Below are 16,064 nucleotides of genomic sequence, written 5' to 3'. Positions count from 1 at the left end.
TTTTTACTATGCATCCGATGGAAGAGTCACCAATTGCCGACCCAAGCAAAGCCGGCAAAAGCGAGCAGCAGGGCGCCCAGGCCAACCAGCCCAAGAGTGGCGAGCGCTCGGAGCAGGGCGAGGCGCCCGCCCCCGACCACTACCGCCCCGACCCGCAGAATGAGCGTGACCAGCGCCACATTCCGGCCCCCGACACGCTGGGCGCCAAGTACCGCAACCCGGTGCTGGCCCAGCCCACCGAAGAGTTTACGGGCCTGAAGCTGGAAAACCGCATGAAAATTGCGGCCGGCGTGCAGGCCGTTATCAAGTCGATGGAATTTAACTGGGGCGAGGCGGGCCTCACGCGCGGCACCCACGGCTTGCTCAAGATGAACCAGAAGGATGGTTTCGACTGCTCATCCTGCGCCTGGCCCGACCCCGATGACCACCGCTCGGTAGCCGAGTTTTGCGAGAACGGCGCCAAGGCAACGGCTTCGGATGCCGACGACAAAGCCTGCGGCCCCGAGGTGTTTGCCAAGTACAGCCTGGCCGAGCTTTCGCACCTGAGCGACCGCGACCAGAATAACCTCGGCCGCCTCACCCACCCGATGGTGAAGCGCCCCGGCGGCACTCACTACGAGCCCATCGAATGGCCCGAAGCCTTCGAGATTATCGGCCGCGAGCTGAACGCGCTGAAGTCGCCCAACGAAGCCGCGTTCTACACCTCGGGCAAGGTGCCGAATGAGCCGGCATTCCTGTTTCAATTGTTTGCCAAGCAGTTCGGCACCAATAACTTGCCCGACTGCTCCAACATGTGCCACGAAAGCAGCGGCGCGGCCCTTAGCCCCACGCTGGGCCTGGGCAAAGGCTCCGTTACGCTCAACGACATCCACGAGGCGGAGGTGATTCTCATCATCGGCCAAAACCCTGGCACCAACCACCCGCGCATGCTCACGGCCTTGCAAAAAGCCAAGCGCAATGGGGCCAAAATCATCAGCGTGAACCCGTTGATTGAGGCTGGCCTGAATCACTTCAAGAATCCGCAGGATTTTATGAACCCGCTCAAGGCGCTGGGCGCGCTACTGGGCGATGGCACGCCGATAACCGACCTGTTCCTGCAAGTGCGGGTCGATGGCGACATGGCCCTGTTGCGCGGCATCATGAAGCACCTCTTTGAGGCCGAGGACATGAACCCCGGCCAGGTAGTGGACCATGCTTTCGTGAAGCAGTACACTACGGGCTTCGAGTCGTTTGAGCAGAATATCCGCGCTACCAGCTGGGAGGACATTGAGCAACTCAGCGGTATCAGCCGGGCATTATTGCTGGAAGCGGCCAACATCATCGCCCACAAGCAGAAAATTATCACCTGCTGGGCTATGGGTGTAACGCAGCAGCGCCAGGGCGTGCAGACCATTCAGGAGATTGTGAATCTGCAGCTTATGAAAGGCGCCATTGGCAAGCCCGGCGCGGGCACCTGCCCGGTGCGCGGCCACTCCAACGTGCAGGGCGACCGCACGATGGGCGTATGGGAGCAGCCGACCAAAGAGTTTCAGGACGCGCTAGGTAAGGAATTCAACTTTAAAGCGCCCTATGAACACGGCTACGACACGGTGGAGGCCATCAAGGCCATGTATCACGGCGAGTTGAAGGTGTATTTCGGCTTGGGTGGCAACCTGCTGGCCGCCGGCCCCGATACTGAGCTGATTGCCGAAGGCATGCGCCGCCAGAACCTGACCGTGTACGTGGGCACCAAGCTCAACCGCGGCCACCTCACCACCGGCAAAACCAGCCTGCTGCTGCCCTGCTTCACGCACGCCGACATCGACATGCAGAAGAGCGGCCACCAGATGACGAGCTGCGAAAACTCGATGGGCGTGGTGAGCCAGAACAAGGGTGTGCTTGTGCCGCTGCCCGGCAATAAAATACTGAGCGAAGTCGCCATTCTGGCCGGCGTGGCTATTGCTACCCTCGGCGAGAAAACCAACGTGGCCGACTGGGTAGCCATGACGGAGAACTACGACGTCATCCGCGACCACATTTCGCGCGTAATTCCCGGCTTCGAGAAATTCAACGAGAAGCTGCGCAAGCCCGGCGGCTTCTACCTGCCCAACGGCCCCGCGAGCGCAAGTTCACGACCAAGAACGGCATGGCGAACTTCACCACGACCACCCTGGAGAAGTACACCACCGAGCCCGACCAGCTCATCCTGATGACGGTGCGCAGCCATGACCAGTTCAACACCACCATCTACGAGTACAACGACCGCTACCGGGGCATCCACGGCGAGCGCCGGGTGCTTTTTATGAATAAAGAAGATATTGCCGCCCGCGGCCTCAAGGCCAAGGACCTCATCGACATCACGAGCCACTACGAGGGCGAGCAGCGCACCGTGGAGAAGTTTATCGTAGTGCCCTACGATATTCCGAAGGGCAACGTATCGGCCTACTTCCCGGAGGCTAACCCGCTGGTACCCATTTCCAGCGTAGCCAAAACGAGCAACACGCCCACCTCCAAGTACGTGGTGGTGACGGTGGCGCCTACCAAGGCCGAAAAGGTGCCGCAGGCGCAGAAGCAGCGGCAGCAGGCCGTGCCAGCGTAGTAAGGTTATCTAGTGAAAAGCCCCTGGCAGCCTAGCCAGGGGCTTTTTCTTTCCCAACTACTTGGCGCTAGCCTCTGTACAAGCCTGGCTATAGCTAATGAGCAAAATAATACTGCCGCCAGCTTGCCGGGCCAACGGATAGTTCTACCTTGCAGCGACTTAGTTTTTTCTAACCCACCCAATCCCCAAGTTTTCACTTTCTTCTTTCACTATGGCCGATAATTCCTCTGCCGGGCTGCTTGACCGCAGCCGTACTATTGCGCCGCCTGGCTACAACCGCTGGCTGATACCGCCGGCCGCGCTGGCTATCCACCTAGCCATCGGGCAAGCCTATGCCTTCAGCGTATTCAACAAGCCGCTAGGGTCGCTCATCAGCGGCGACGCCGACCACCCGGCCCCCGATGACTGGACGCTGGCCCAGATTGGGCTAACGTTCTCGATTGCCATTGTGCTGCTGGGCTTGTCGGCCGCTATTTTTGGCAAATGGCTCGAACGCGTGGGGCCGCGCAAGGCCATGCTGGCGGCATCGCTGTGTTTCGGTGGCGGCTTCCTGATTGGCTCGCTCGGCATTCATTTGCACAATATTTTGCTGCTGTACTTTGGTTATGGCTTCGTGGGCGGCATCGGGCTGGGCATCGGCTACATTTCACCGGTGAGCACGCTCATCAAGTGGTTTCCTGACCGCAAAGGGGTAGCTACGGGCATGGCCATTATGGGCTTTGGGGGCGGCGCCATGATTGGCTCGCCGCTGGCCACCAGCCTCATGGCGCATTTTAAGGCTTCTGCCCCGCAGGGGGTAGCACCTACTTTCATTGTGATGGGCATTATTTACCTGCTCTTCATGCAGTGGGGCGTGTGGACCATTCGGGTGCCGGCCGATGACTGGAAGCCCGCCGGCTACGTACCCAATGAAGAGCACAGCGCGCTCATCACTACCGGCAACGTGTCGGCCGACAATGCCATCAAAACGCCGCAGTTCTGGCTGCTGTGGGTGGTGCTGCTCTGCAACGTAACCGCCGGTATCGGGGTGCTCGAAACGGCTTCGCCGCTGATTCAGTCTGTTATAAAAGGTACTGCAAAAGGACAGGGTATGACGGAAGCCGCCCTGGTGGCCGCCGGCGCTGGCTTCGTGGGCCTGCTGAGTTTGTTTAATCTGCTAGGGCGTTTTTTCTGGTCGTCGGCCTCCGATAAGCTAGGGCGCAAGGTGACCTACGCCATCTATTTTGGGTTGGGCATTCTGCTCTACGCCCTGGCCCCGACGCTGAGCCACAACGCCCAGCTAGCCCTGTTTGTGGTAGTATGCTGCGTGATTATCAGCATGTACGGCGGGGGCTTCGCCACTATTCCGGCCTACCTGTCCGACCTGTTTGGGAAGTACCAAGTGGGGGCTATCCACGGGCGTCTGCTCACGGCCTGGAGCACGGCGGCCATTGTGGGTCACTTGATTGTGAGTACGTTAACTGAACACGCTAAGGCATCAGGCCTCAAGGGCGCCGCCACTTACCAGCCTGTGTTCTATACCATGGCCGGCCTGCTTGCCGTGGGGTTATTAGCTGACCTGGCCGTGACGGCCGTAAATGAGAAGTACCAGGAAAAAGGCCCGGTTACTGTTGAAGCTGGCGGCCACTAAGTGCCGACATTCACGTTTAATTCTCCGCAACCCATGAACCCGCAATCAACTTCTACCCCGGCCGCTGCTCCCGAGGCCACAAGCGGCGGCTCCACCGTGCTAGCGTGGCTGTACGTAGGCATTCCCCTGGCCTGGGGCGTGTCGCAGACATTCCTCAAGGCCCTAACGCTGTTTAAATAGCCTAACCTAATAAGCTAACGGTAAAAAGCCGCTCATTCCTCACCAGGAATGAGCGGCTTTTGCATTTGGCGGTGCTGCCGCGGCTAGCCTTAGTGGCGCTGCATTGGCCACAGTAACCCAGCCGCGCCCTGCATTATGCGTCCAGCCGGGCCGGTTTTGGTGGCCTGTTTGATTTGTATACAAAGCTGTTTGATTCCTGCTTTCGGCTGATTAGGGGCTAGCGGACCTTTGTGCTGCGTCTTTCGGTTCGCCATCAGAGCAGACGGCCAGGCCACGAGAATAATTATTGTAGGCTTATTAACAACCTGCTACAAGCTTATGACAGATAAGAAAGTATGGCTGATTACCGGCGCGGGCCGGGGTCTGGGCCTCGACATTGCCAAAGCGGCGCTGGCCGCTGGCTATGCCGTAGTGGCTACCGGCCGCAACAAGGAAAAGGTAGCCCAGGCTATTGGGGCCGCTGCCGACTTGCTGGTAGTGCCCCTGGACATTACAAAGCCTGCCGAAGCCGAGGCCGCTGTCAAAGCCGCAATGGCCCGGTTTGGCCGCCTCGATGTGCTGGTAAATAATGCCGCCAGCTTCTACGCGGGCTTTTTTTGAGGAGCTAAGCCCGGAGCAGATGGCTGCGCAGCTTGCCACTAGCCTTATCGAGCCGATGAATGTGACGCGGGCCGTGCTGCCGGTGCTACGCCAGCAGCGGGCGGGGCAGCTAATTACCATCTCCTCAACGGCCGGCCTGGGAGGCTTTGAGTTCGGCACGGCGTATGCGGCGTCGAAGTTCGGCCTGGAGGGCTGGATGCGCTCGCTGCTCGAGGAAGTGGCGCCGTTTGGCATTGAGGCCATCACGGTGAATCCGGGCTTTTTCCGGACCGAGTTGCTCACGCCGGAATCCGCTAGCTTTGCCGCGCACCCTATTGCCGACTACGACGAGCGCCGGCAAGCCCAGGAGCAGTTCTGGCAAGGCTACAACGGCCAGCAGGCGGGCGACCCGGCCAAGCTCGCTCAAGCTCTGCTCACGATTTCGGCCGCCGAAAAGCCGCCCCGCCGCTTTTTAGCCGGGGCCGACGCCCTTGCCACCGCCGGGCAGGTGCTGGCCGACTTGCAGCACGATATTGACGCGTATCGGGAGCTAGCCGGCTCGCTGGCCTACGACGCGCCGGCGTCCGGCGCCACCCACTAAATGCCAGGCCGTGCTGGCTAGCCCCCCAGCTACCAAAACTACCCAGCGGTTTCGCGGGTAAAATCGTACTTAATGCGCCATGCCAAAAGCCCTTGCTCCGCCGCCGGTCAGTATTGCCCCGCTTGCTGCCGCTGGCGGCGGCGAGATAACCGTGCTGACCATGCCGGAGGCCGAGTGCGGCATGGGCCAGTACGACCGGCGCGACGTGTTTAAGTGCGTGCTGGTGCTGGCAGGTGCCAACGAGCTGCACTATGCCACCCACAGCTACCATATCGACCAGCCGGCGCTGGTGTTTACCAATCGCTTAGTGCCGTTTGCGTGGGAGCCCGTTGCGGACTCGCCTGCGCAGGATGGCTACATCTGCGCTTTTACCGAGCCCTTTTTGCAGTCGGCCATGCGTGGCGTCAGCCTCAAGGAATCGGTGCTGTACCGGGTAGATGGCAACCCCGTGTATTACCTCGACGACGAGCAGCGGCGCTACCTGCGCGAGGTCTTTGCCCGCATGCGCCGCGACTTCGACTCGGCCTACGAGCACAAGGACGACCTGCTCCGCAACCAGCTCTCGCTCGTTGTGCACGAGGCGGCCCGCTTGCAGCCCGCTAGCCCCTATCCGGCCGTGGCTACCAAGGCGGCCGAGCGCATCACTAACTTGTTTATGAGCCTATTAGAAATTCAATTTCCGGTAACAAAACACTACCACGAGCCCCTGCTGAAAAACGCCCAGGACTTTGCCGACCGGCTGGCTATCCACGTCAATAGCCTGAACCGGTCGGTGAAGGAAGTGACCGGCAAGCCCACCACGGCCCACATCGCCGAGCGCCTCACCAGCGAAGCCAAACTGCTGCTGCACCACACCAACTGGAGCGTGGGCGACATTGCCGACCGCCTGGGGTTTGAGTACGTCACTTATTTCCACCGCTTTTTCAAGCAGCACACCGGCCTCACACCGCTGGCTTTTCGCCAGGCAGCATGATGGCAGGTAATGCGCTCGCAAGGTTCCGCTAGTTCCGGTAGCGCCATACCGGCCATGCCGTGCCCGCTGCAAAGTGCGTTTGCCCCGCCGCCAGCTCCAGTAAGCCATCGGCCGCCAGCAGGCCGGCTAGGTCGCCCGAGCCGGCGGTAGGCGCCGGGTGGGCCAGCAGGCGGCCATCGGGCGCATTTTCGAGGCGCACGGCCAGAAAATACGTGAGCGCGGGCTTAAAATCGACTGCGCTGGCCAGCTCCGCAAACGCGGGCTGGCTAGCCCCGGCGGGTAGCCCCTGGCACTGGCGCAGCCAACTCTGCACGTAGCGGTAGTAGTTGGCAAACGTGGCCACCGGGTTGCCAGGCAGCGCAAATACCACTGCCCCGCCCGCCAGCTGCCCAAACCAGAATGGCTGCCCCGGCCGCTGCGCCACCCGGTGAAAAATTTCCTCTACGCCCAGCTCGCGCAGCGCCTGCGGCAAAAAGTCGGCCTGGCCCTTCGACACGCCGCCGCTCAGCAGCACCGCGTCGAAGCCGGCCAGCAGCGCCGGCAGCTCATTTTTAAGCGAAGCTAAATCGTCGAGCAGGTGAAACTCTTGGCTTTCACAGCCGGCCAGGGCTAGCGCGGCGCACAGCATCGGGCCGTTGGAGCGGCGAATCTGGTGGGGCAGGGGCATGGCTTCGATGGGTACAATCTCATCGCCGGTGCTGACCACGGCCAGGCGCGGGCGGCGCGCCACCGCTAGGGTGGTGGCGCCCACGGTGGCGGCCACCGCGATTTCGGCCGGACTCAGCACGAGGCCGGGGGCTAGCAGCCGCGCGCCGGCCGGCTGGTCGCTGCCCTGGGCGTGCACGTTGTGGCCCTGGCGCGGCGGGCGCACGCGCACGGTGGCGCGGCGGCCGGGGCCGTCGCTAAAATCCAGGTCCTCGTAGCGGATAACGGTGTCGGTGCCCGGTGGCAGGGCCGCGCCGGTCATTATTTCCACGGCGGCCTGCGGGTTGCTGAGGGGCGCGGGCGCGGCGCCGGCTAGCTGCGTGCGCTCGATGGGGAAGGTGGTTTGCCCACTTTCCAAGCTGTTGTAGCGCAACGCGATACCATCCATCGTGACGCGCGGATAGGGTGGGAAATCGCGGTCAGCGACCACTGTTTGGCGCAGCACGCGGCCCACAGCCAGGGCTAGCGGCACGGTCTGGGTGGGCAGCAGGCGGGCGGTGGCCAGCACCCGGCGAGTAGCATCTTCGACGGAAAGCACGTAGGAGAAAGAAGAAAAAGGATAATCGGCAAGCAAACTGCAAGCTAATTTTCCGCTGAATTGTTGTGAAGCTATGACCGAAAACGCTGCCCCCGCTCCAAACACGCCGACCTCACCCGCCCCGACTTCGGCGAATTTGCTCGCCACGAGCTGGCTTTCCTGGGCGCGCCCTGCGGCGATATTCAGCGGCTGGCCGCTAGCCTCACGGCCGCGCTGGCCCCCGCTGGCCATCGCGTGGGCTACGTCGATGCCGACCACGCCAGCGGCGACGCCGCCGCGGCGCAGAGTATGAGCCCGCTTTTGCAAGCCGGTGCCTACGCCGAGCTGACCGACAAAATTCACTTTCGCCGCCTCGATGAGCGGCGCGCTATCGACCGGTTTTCGCAGCCCGCGCTGCTGGCCGGAGCTAGCCTGGCGCTGGTCAATGGCAATCACTTTCGGGCCCGCCAGCAGGTGGTGCTCATCGACCCGCGCAAATCACTGGCCCACAAGCTCGACAAGCTAACCGACGTGCAGGCCATTGTGCTGGCCCCCGGCGTGACCGAACTGCCCGACTACCTGCAAGCCCACCTGCCACACCACGCGCAGCTGCCGTGCTTTGCCCTGGCCGACACGGCTGGCCTGGCTGCCTGGGTGCAGCAGTGGCTGGCGGCGCGCCGCGCGCCGCTGCGCGGACTTGTGCTGGCTGGCGGCCTCAGCCAGCGCATGCAAACCGATAAGGGCCGCCTACGCTACGGCCCTACCGGCCGTGAGCAGCGCGAGGTAGCCGCTGGCTTGCTTGCAGAAATCTGCCAAGATGTGTTCGTGTCGTGCCGGGCCGAGCAGGCCGCCGAGCTGCCGGCGGGCTTGCAGCCATTGCCCGATACTTTTCTGGGGCTAGGGCCGCTAGGAGGCATTCTGTCGGCCTTCCGGCACGACCCCAACGCCGCTTGGCTGGTGCTGGCCTGCGACCTGCCGTTTCTTACCGCCGACGTGCTGCGCCAGCTGGTGGCTGCCCGCCAGCCCGCTCGGCTCGCCACAGCGTTTCAAAGCCCGGGCAATGAGTTTCCCGAGCCGCTTATCACCATCTTCGAGCCGCGCGCTTATCCTGAGCTGCTGCGATTTCTGGGATTGGGCTATTCCTGTCCGCGTAAAATGCTCATCAATAGTGATGTGCAGGTGCTGCCCACGCCCGGCGGCGAGGCCCTGCGCAACGTGAACACGCCCGCCGAGCGTGCTGCTGCCGAGCAGGCGCTGGCAGGCATATTTACGTCAAAAGCAACCCATTGATGCCCCGTGTGCTACTGCCGTGAACGTCGGCGGCGAAATAGTCGCGTGCTGGCAGGTGCTGCTGTTGGGGCGATGACTTTCTGGCTTGGCCCGTCAGTTTTGATGCGTGCCACGCTGGTGTCAAGCAGTTTGGATGTTAAGGAAAGTGTGGGCTACGCTACCCTGAGCATCCGCAACGAATTGCGGCGGGTAAATCTGCTCAGTCACTACGCCGCGCGCATCAGCCGCAGCGGCGACTTCTCAAACTTGCTGCGGGCGTAGCTTTCCGTAATCATAAGCTCTACCACGCCGGCCTCCGACGGCATCTCAAACATGGCGTCGGTCATGATGCTCTCGCAAATAGAGCGCAGGCCGCGCGCCCCCAGCCGGTATTCGTCGGCCCGCTCCACAATGTACTCCAGCGCCCCTTCGGTAAAGTCGAGCGCAATATTTTCCATTCCAAACAGCCGCTTGTATTGCCGCACCAGCGAGTTCTTCGGCTCGGTGAGGATGAGGCGCAACGTGGCTTTATCCAGCGGATTGAGGTGGGTGAGTACTGGCAGGCGGCCAATCAGCTCCGGAATGAGGCCGAAGGATTTAATATCCTGGGCCGATACGTAACGCAGAAAATTCTGCGTGTCTACGTTCTCCTCCAAATTGGTCTTCGAGAAGCCCATCGGCTTGGTATTCAGCCGGCTCTTGATAATGCGGTCGATACCCGAAAATGCCCCGCCGCACATAAAGAGAATATTCTCAGTATTCACCGAAATCATTTTCTGGTCGGGGTGCTTGCGGCCCCCCTGCGGCGGCACGTTGATGTGCGTGCCCTCCAATAGCTTCAGCAGCGCCTGCTGCACACCTTCGCCGCTCACATCGCGCGTGATGCTGGGGTTGTCGCTCTTGCGGGCAATTTTATCAATCTCGTCGATATACACGATGCCGCGCTCGGCCGCTTCCAGGTTGTAGTCAGCCGCTTGCAGCAGGCGCGTCAAAATGCTTTCCACGTCCTCGCCCACGTAGCCGGCCTCGGTCAGCACCGTGGCATCGGCAATGCAAAAGGGCACTTGCAGAATTTTGGCCAGCATCCGGGCCAGGAAAGTTTTGCCCGTGCCGGTTTCGCCCACCATGATGATGTTCGATTTCTCAATTACCACTTCGTCGTGCTGCGGCTTCTGCATCAGGCGCTTGTAGTGGTTGTACACCGCTACGCTCATCACGCGCTTGGCTTCATCCTGGCCTACCACGTACTGGTCAAGGTGTTGCTTGATTTCGCGGGGCTTGATGAGGTTAAACTTGGGCTGCCGCGCCTCGGCTTGCAGCTTGGTTTCTTCGCTCAGAATGTGCTGGGCCTGCGCCACGCACTTCTCGCAGATATGGGCATTAATGCCCGAAATCATTACCGCGACGTCGCGCTTGGGTTTATTGCAGAAGGAGCAGGCTATTTCCGGCATCGGGAGTATTCAAATAGGAAAACTGTTTTCAGAAGAAAACGGCTACAAAGATAAGTTGGCTACCCAGTATTGCGCCCGGCTAGCCCAAGGAAACCAAGCATGAGCTAGCAGTTGCAAAGCAGCTAAGCTCTCCAAAAGTTCGGGCAACTACCTCAAAAGCTCGCCTGCCTATAACAGAAGAAGCTCCGGCTAGCCAGCCAGAGCTTCTTCTGTTCTCAGGTACTATCCACAAAACTCGACCAATCCAAAAGAATCCGCCGAAACAAAGTTCAGCGAAGCTAATCCGTGGTTCAGACAGTTACGCCGGCTTTTTCTCCAGTACCTCGTCAATCAGGCCGTACTCTTTGGCCTCATCGGCGCGCATCCAGTAGTCGCGCTCCGAGTTGTCGTAAATTTCCTGGTACGTTTTGCCCGAGTGTTTTGCCAGAATGTCATACAGCTCTTTCTTGAGCTTCAGAATCTCGCGGGCTGTGATTTCAATGTCGGTCGACTGGCCCTGCGCCCCGCCGCTAGGCTGGTGAATCATCACGCGGGCGTGGGGGAGGGCCGAACGCTTATCCTTGGCACCGCCGGCCAGCAGCACCGCACCCATCGAAGCCGCGAGGCCCGTGCAAATCGTGGCCACGTCGGGGTTCACGTACTGCATGGTGTCATAAATACCCAGGCCAGCGTATACCGAGCCCCCGGGCGAGTTGATATACAGTAGGATATCTTTTTTCGAGTCGGCCGATTCCAGGAACAGCATCTGCGCCGTCAGGATGTTGGCGATGTAATCGTCAACGGCCGTACCCAGGAACACGATGCGGTCCATGATAAGGCGCGAAAACACGTCGATTTCCCGGAAGTTCTGCGGGCGCTCCTCAATCACCGAGCGGGTCATGCCCGTGGGCATGATGAGGCCACCGCGCGTTTGGCCCTCCACGTGCTGGATATATTGGTCAACACCCAAGCCACTGAGGCCCTGATGCTTTACGGCAAATTTGCGAAACTCTTGTTTATTCAGCATGAGGGAAATAAGTAGGGGGGAAGCGGCTGCTTGCCCATGTTTAAAACCAGAAGACGGGTAAAGGTTGCCGATGTTGTAAACGTACTGCGCACAACACAAAAAAGCCCTTACGCGGGGCGTAAAGGCTTTTTTAACTTGCCAACCGGCCCGAAGGTTTAGCCTTCGTTCTGGTTGCGGAATTCTTCGGCCGTTACGGGCTCATCCGTAACAACAACTTTGCCACGCAGGGCCTCTACTACTTTTTCTGCCAGAATGGCTTCGTACTCCTGCACGTAGTTCTTGCCGTTCTCCTGCTTGAGGTAGTTGTCGGCGAAACCTACCATGCCCTGGCGCATCTCGTCAGTCAGCTGCATGCCGCCGCCAAACTGGCCCAGAATCTTGTCCAGCACGCGGTTGCGAATTTCGTCAGTCTCAACCTTGAGACCCATGTCTTCCACCACTTTGTTGCGGATAAGGCTCCACTTCAGCTCACGCTCGTAGTCCGAGTAGTGCTGCTCCACGGTAGCGGCGTCAAGCTTGCCTTCGTTGGCGCGCACCAGCCACTTCTTAAAGAACTCCACCGGAATGCGGATGGTCGTGTTGTCAATCATCGCATCGATGAGCTTGCGGTTCACCAGGTTGTCCGACTCGCGGTCGTAGTTGCCCTGCACCGTTTCGCGCACCTTCGCGTCAAATTCCTCTTTCGAAGAAACGGCCTCGGGGCCGAATACTTTGTCAAACAACTCCTGGTTTTCCTCCGGAGCGGCCGTGCGATTAATTTTCTCTACCTCAAACTCATAGTCGCCGGTAGCGCCGCTAGCCTCTTCCTTGCTCAGGCCCGAGAAGCTGCGGATAGCGCCCGCGTCGCCACCAAAAGCGTCGCTCAGGTCAAAGGTCAGCGTGTCGCCGGCCTTCACGCCAATGAAGCGCTCCTGGCCATTCTTTACCTTGTTGATGGGCAGCAGCACCGTCTGGCCTTCGCCTTCCGCACCGGCCTTTTTCAGCTTGCCGAAGAGGTAGTCATCCGCCTCCGAAACTTCGGGGTTAGTGGTTTCGCCAAACTGACGCACAATCTGCTCGTTGGTTTCGGCTAGGGTCGCGTCGTCGAGCGTGATGGCCGGCCGCTTTAGCTCCACCTGGTTTTCGGCGGGCAGCGCGAAGTCGGGCAGCAAGCCCAGCTCAAACTGGAAGTCGAACGACTTAGCGGTATCAAAGTCAACATCACTCGGCACCGGAATCGGCTCGCCCAGGATTTTTACGTTATTATCGCGCAGGTACGAATCAACCGAGCTGCCGAGCAGGCGGTTGATTTCGTCGGCCAGAATGCCTTTGCCGTACATCTTGCGCACCAGGCCAGCGGGCACTTTGCCGGGGCGGAAGCCTTTGAACTGCGCCTTCTTGGTGGTCTCTTTGATTTGCTTCTCTACGGCGTCGCTGTAGTCAGCCTCATCGAGATGCACGTTCAGCAGCCCGGTTAGCTGCTCCTCATTGCGGTCAAGCGTAATATTCAAAACGGTGGGAGCAAGCTTGGTGCTTGCCAGTCGGAAAGGTTAAAAAAAAATGTGATGAATGTGAAAATGTGGGAGATGTGAAGATGTTACAAGTTCATTTTCACATCTCCCACATTTTCACATTCATCACATTTGCTAACTGTGCGGATGGAGGGACTCGAACCCACACGCCTTGCGGCACCAGATCCTAAGTCTGGCACGTCTACCAATTTCGCCACATCCGCAGGTGGGCTCCTCGCTGCCGTTCGCTGCGGGGCCGCAAAGGTAGGAATTATTTGGTAGCTTCGCAAAACTCCGAGTAGAATAAATAGGCGGCTGTCACCTTTTGCTTCCTACGCGTGTTATTTGCGGTACCATGCCTCCCGTAATTGACCTTGAAGCCGAGCGCCAGGAAATCCTGCGCCACTATCGCCGCCTGCTGCGCACGGCCAAGCCATATTTGCACGACGGCGATACCAAGCTGATTAAGAAGGCGTTTAATCAAAGCCTGGAAGCGCACAAGAACATGCGTCGCAAGTCGGGCGAGCCCTACATTCTGCACCCGCTGGCCGTGGCCCAGATTGCGGTGGAAGAAATCGGGCTGGGCACTACGAGCATCGTGGCTGCCCTGCTGCACGATGTGGTGGAGGATACGCCCACCGAATTATCAGACATTGAGCGCGACTTCGGGCCGAAAGTCGCTCGTATCATCGATGGCCTGACCAAGATTTCCGGCGTTTTCGAATACGGCTCGAGCGAGCAGGCCGAGAACTTTCGCAAGATGCTGCTCACGCTGAGCGAGGACGTGCGCGTGATTCTCATCAAGCTGGCTGACCGCCTGCACAACATGCGCACGCTCGACTCGATGCCGCGCCACAAGCAGCTCAAAATTGCCAGCGAAACGATTTATCTGTACGCGCCGCTAGCCCATCGGCTAGGCCTCTACGCTATCAAAACGGAGCTGGAAGACCTCCACCTCAAATATACTGATACAGAAGTGTATGCTGAGCTCAAGGGCAAGGTAAAGCAGAGCCAGAGCGCCCGCAACCGCTTTATCAAAGAATTCGTGCACCCCATTGATGAGGAGCTGAAAGCGCAGGGCTTTCACTACGAAATAAAGGGTCGGCCCAAGAGTATCTATTCGATTCTCAAGAAGATGCGCAAGCAGAACGTGACCTTCGAGGAGGTGTACGACCTGTTCGCCATTCGCGTCATTCTGGATGTGCCGCCCGAGCAGGAAAAGGCCGCCTGCTGGCAGGTGTATTCCATTGTGACTGATTTTTATCAACCCAACCCCGACCGCCTGCGCGACTGGGTGAGCACGCCCAAGGCCAACGGCTACGAGAGCCTGCACACCACCGTGATGTCGCACCCCGGCCAGTGGGTGGAGGTGCAAATCCGCTCGCGGCGCATGGACGACATCGCCGAAAAAGGCTACGCTGCGCATTGGAAATACAAGGATACCGGCAGCCTGCAACCCGAATCGACGTTGGAAGCGTGGGTGAACCGCGTGCGCGAAATGCTGGAAACCAACAATTCCAGCGCCTTGGAATTTATGGATGAGTTCCGCCAAAACCTGTTCGTGAAGGAAGTCTACACCTTCACGCCCAAGGGCCGGCTCGTCATCTTGCCCGACAAGGCTACGGCACTGGATTTCGCCTTCGACATTCACACGCACATCGGCCTGCACTGCCTCGGGGCAAAAGTCAATCAAAAGCTGGAGCCCTTCAGCTACCAGCTGCGCAACGGCGACCAGGTCGAAATCCTGACTTCGCATAAGCAGCGGCCCACGGCGGAATGGCTTAACTACGTGATTACCAGCAAGGCAAAGTCGCGTATTAAAGAATTTTTGCGCGATGATAAACGGGCAAAGGCCGACGATGGCAAGTTTATCTTGGAAAAGCGGCTGGAATTGATTGGCGTAGAAAACACGCCCGAAAATATGCAGCGGGTACTGGCCTATTTCAACGTGCCCAATATCCCGGATTTCTACTACAAGCTAGCCATGGGCCAGCTCGATGGCCGTGAAATCCGCGACTCTTTATTCAAGGCTACCACGGCTTCGCGGTCGGGCTCGGTGCTGGAGCGTAAGGCATTCGACCACGAAGTGCAGAAAATCAGGGGGGTGCGCGCCGATATGCTCGTGGTAGGGGAGCGCACCGACAAATTCAACCATAGCTTGGCGCGCTGCTGCAACCCGATTCCGGGCGACGACGTGTTTGGCTTCGAAACGGAAACCGGACTCATCATTCACCGCACTAGCTGCCCGCGCGCCGTCGATTTGATGTCGAACTACGGCAACCGCATCGTGCGCGCCAAGTGGACCGACCAATTGGAGCTAGCCTTCCTGGCCGGCATCCGGCTCAAGGGTTCCGACCGGGTGGGCATTGTCAACGACGTGACGCGCATCATCTCTACCAGCCTCAAGGTGAATATGCGTTCCATCACGGTTGACTCGAATGATGGCTTTTTCGAAGGGCAGATTATGGTGTTCGTCAACGACACCGACCATCTCAATAGGCTCATCCAGCGATTATCAAAGGTAAATGGCGTTCTGCAGGTTGAGCGCTTCGATTCGTAATGCAGCTAGCGCCAGTCTTTGTTCACGGCACCCAGGTTAATGACCGCACGCAGTGCGTGCATTATCACTCCGAGCGCGACATTATTGCCATCAAGCACAAGTGCTGCGGTGTTTTCTACGCCTGCATTCAGTGCCACAATGAGGTGGCTAGCCACCCGGCGCGGGTGTGGCCACAGCAGGAGTTTGACGAGCCAGCTGTGTATTGCGGCAACTGCCACCGCACGCTCACTATTAAGCAGTACCTGGGCTGCATGAATACCTGCCCTAGCTGCCAGGCGGCGTTCAATCCTGGCTGCGCCACGCACTACCACCTCTATTTCGAGCAATAAAACCTAGGGGCGGGTTTTCGACTTACGCAGCGGAACACTGCCCGTATTAATTATCTTACTTAACCTTAGCCCGTGACTATTTCCCCTTTAGCATTTCCTTACCGTGCTGCCGAGGCCGCCCAGGGCGCCGGTGGCTCGTCGGAGGTGGGCTACGCCGACCGCCACACGCCCAGCGCTTCCAGCCAGGCTACCCTAA

14 protein-coding genes and 1 tRNA gene are annotated in these 16,064 nt (G+C 59.4%); 10 read left to right on the top strand and 5 right to left on the bottom strand.

Going from position 1 to position 16,064, the window contains the following annotated elements; all coding sequences use genetic code 11:
• The first annotated feature begins 17 nt into the window (after positions 1–17).
• The 7 genes from GKZ68_RS11590 to GKZ68_RS11575 all read left to right on the top strand — a co-directional run bounded on the left by GKZ68_RS11590 (position 18) and on the right by GKZ68_RS11575 (position 6,541).
• Entirely contained in the window at positions 18–2,189 is a 2,172-nt protein-coding gene (locus tag GKZ68_RS11590; protein WP_367949158.1) for an FdhF/YdeP family oxidoreductase, read from the top strand.
• A complete protein-coding gene (locus GKZ68_RS22685; RefSeq protein WP_367949157.1) occupies positions 2,126–2,578 on the top strand; it encodes a molybdopterin dinucleotide binding domain-containing protein in 453 nt (150 codons plus the stop codon). The genes GKZ68_RS11590 and GKZ68_RS22685 overlap by 64 nt, the downstream gene beginning before the upstream one ends.
• Before the next feature lie 211 nt (positions 2,579–2,789).
• Positions 2,790–4,208: an OFA family MFS transporter gene (locus GKZ68_RS11585; RefSeq protein ID WP_217275249.1), complete on the top strand. Its 1,419-nt coding sequence runs from the start codon at positions 2,790–2,792 to the stop codon at positions 4,206–4,208.
• A gap of 33 nt (positions 4,209–4,241) precedes the next feature.
• A complete protein-coding gene (locus tag GKZ68_RS21710) occupies positions 4,242–4,388 on the top strand; it encodes a hypothetical protein (protein ID WP_217275248.1) in 147 nt (48 codons plus the stop codon).
• A 318-nt stretch (positions 4,389–4,706) separates the two neighbouring features.
• Positions 4,707–4,988, top strand: a complete 282-nt coding sequence (locus GKZ68_RS21705; protein ID WP_217275247.1) for an SDR family NAD(P)-dependent oxidoreductase — start codon at positions 4,707–4,709, stop codon at positions 4,986–4,988.
• Between the two features lie 19 nt (positions 4,989–5,007).
• A complete protein-coding gene (locus tag GKZ68_RS11580; RefSeq protein ID WP_217275246.1) occupies positions 5,008–5,568 on the top strand; it encodes an SDR family NAD(P)-dependent oxidoreductase in 561 nt (186 codons plus the stop codon).
• A gap of 79 nt (positions 5,569–5,647) precedes the next feature.
• Positions 5,648–6,541 carry an AraC family transcriptional regulator gene (locus GKZ68_RS11575; protein ID WP_173114806.1) on the top strand — a complete coding sequence of 298 codons (894 nt, stop codon included), beginning with the start codon at positions 5,648–5,650 and terminating at the stop codon, positions 6,539–6,541.
• A 28-nt stretch (positions 6,542–6,569) separates the two neighbouring features.
• Here GKZ68_RS11575 and GKZ68_RS11570 read toward each other — a convergent pair whose 3' ends face one another.
• Positions 6,570–7,784, bottom strand: a complete 1,215-nt coding sequence (locus GKZ68_RS11570; protein WP_173114804.1) for a molybdopterin molybdotransferase MoeA — start codon at positions 7,782–7,784, stop codon at positions 6,570–6,572.
• Positions 7,785–8,018: 234 nt separating this feature from the next.
• On the opposite strand from GKZ68_RS11570, the gene GKZ68_RS11565 reads away from it, so the two are divergent.
• Positions 8,019–9,053 (top strand): NTP transferase domain-containing protein, encoded by a 1,035-nt coding sequence (locus GKZ68_RS11565; protein ID WP_254243972.1) that lies wholly within the window; start codon positions 8,019–8,021, stop codon positions 9,051–9,053.
• A 206-nt stretch (positions 9,054–9,259) separates the two neighbouring features.
• On the opposite strand, the gene clpX is transcribed toward GKZ68_RS11565, so the two are convergent.
• From clpX to GKZ68_RS11545, 4 genes are all read right to left on the bottom strand, one after another.
• Positions 9,260–10,483, bottom strand: a complete 1,224-nt coding sequence (gene clpX / locus GKZ68_RS11560; RefSeq protein ID WP_173114802.1) for an ATP-dependent Clp protease ATP-binding subunit ClpX — start codon at positions 10,481–10,483, stop codon at positions 9,260–9,262.
• A gap of 298 nt (positions 10,484–10,781) precedes the next feature.
• A complete protein-coding gene (locus GKZ68_RS11555) occupies positions 10,782–11,489 on the bottom strand; it encodes a ClpP family protease (RefSeq protein ID WP_173114800.1) in 708 nt (235 codons plus the stop codon).
• Between the two features lie 155 nt (positions 11,490–11,644).
• Complete coding sequence (gene tig, locus GKZ68_RS11550; protein ID WP_173114798.1) at positions 11,645–12,979, bottom strand: trigger factor; 1,335 nt, start codon at positions 12,977–12,979, stop codon at positions 11,645–11,647.
• A 142-nt stretch (positions 12,980–13,121) separates the two neighbouring features.
• A tRNA-Leu gene (locus GKZ68_RS11545) sits at positions 13,122–13,203 on the bottom strand.
• A gap of 131 nt (positions 13,204–13,334) precedes the next feature.
• Between GKZ68_RS11545 and GKZ68_RS11540 the strand changes: the two genes are divergently transcribed.
• Positions 13,335–15,539 carry a bifunctional (p)ppGpp synthetase/guanosine-3',5'-bis(diphosphate) 3'-pyrophosphohydrolase gene (locus GKZ68_RS11540; RefSeq protein WP_173114796.1) on the top strand — a complete coding sequence of 735 codons (2,205 nt, stop codon included), beginning with the start codon at positions 13,335–13,337 and terminating at the stop codon, positions 15,537–15,539.
• Positions 15,539–15,868, top strand: a complete 330-nt coding sequence (locus GKZ68_RS11535) for a CHY zinc finger protein (RefSeq protein ID WP_173114794.1) — start codon at positions 15,539–15,541, stop codon at positions 15,866–15,868. The genes GKZ68_RS11540 and GKZ68_RS11535 overlap by 1 nt, the downstream gene beginning before the upstream one ends.
• Positions 15,869–16,064: the final 196 nt, after the last annotated feature.

Origin of the sequence: Hymenobacter sp. BRD128, assembly GCF_013256625.1 — a bacterium.
Taxonomy (GTDB): domain Bacteria; phylum Bacteroidota; class Bacteroidia; order Cytophagales; family Hymenobacteraceae; genus Hymenobacter.
The sequence above is the reverse complement of the archived record's forward strand: the minus strand, read 5'-3'. Positions and strand labels throughout refer to the sequence as shown.

What these genes read in the sequence shown, in the direction of transcription:
- GKZ68_RS11590 (WP_367949158.1), top strand. Translation starts at nt 18, where the DNA reads ATGGAAGAGTCACCAATTGCCGACCCAAGCAAAGCCGGCAAAAGCGAG.
- GKZ68_RS22685 (WP_367949157.1), top strand. Translation starts at nt 2,126, where the DNA reads ATGGCGAACTTCACCACGACCACCCTGGAGAAGTACACCACCGAGCCC.
- GKZ68_RS11585 (WP_217275249.1), top strand. Translation starts at nt 2,790, where the DNA reads ATGGCCGATAATTCCTCTGCCGGGCTGCTTGACCGCAGCCGTACTATT.
- GKZ68_RS21710 (WP_217275248.1), top strand. Translation starts at nt 4,242, where the DNA reads ATGAACCCGCAATCAACTTCTACCCCGGCCGCTGCTCCCGAGGCCACA.
- GKZ68_RS21705 (WP_217275247.1), top strand. Translation starts at nt 4,707, where the DNA reads ATGACAGATAAGAAAGTATGGCTGATTACCGGCGCGGGCCGGGGTCTG.
- GKZ68_RS11580 (WP_217275246.1), top strand. Translation starts at nt 5,008, where the DNA reads ATGGCTGCGCAGCTTGCCACTAGCCTTATCGAGCCGATGAATGTGACG.
- GKZ68_RS11575 (WP_173114806.1), top strand. Translation starts at nt 5,648, where the DNA reads ATGCCAAAAGCCCTTGCTCCGCCGCCGGTCAGTATTGCCCCGCTTGCT.
- clpX (WP_173114802.1), bottom strand. Translation starts at nt 10,483, where the DNA reads ATGCCGGAAATAGCCTGCTCCTTCTGCAATAAACCCAAGCGCGACGTC.
- GKZ68_RS11555 (WP_173114800.1), bottom strand. Translation starts at nt 11,489, where the DNA reads ATGCTGAATAAACAAGAGTTTCGCAAATTTGCCGTAAAGCATCAGGGC.
- GKZ68_RS11540 (WP_173114796.1), top strand. Translation starts at nt 13,335, where the DNA reads ATGCCTCCCGTAATTGACCTTGAAGCCGAGCGCCAGGAAATCCTGCGC.
- GKZ68_RS11535 (WP_173114794.1), top strand. Translation starts at nt 15,539, where the DNA reads ATGCAGCTAGCGCCAGTCTTTGTTCACGGCACCCAGGTTAATGACCGC.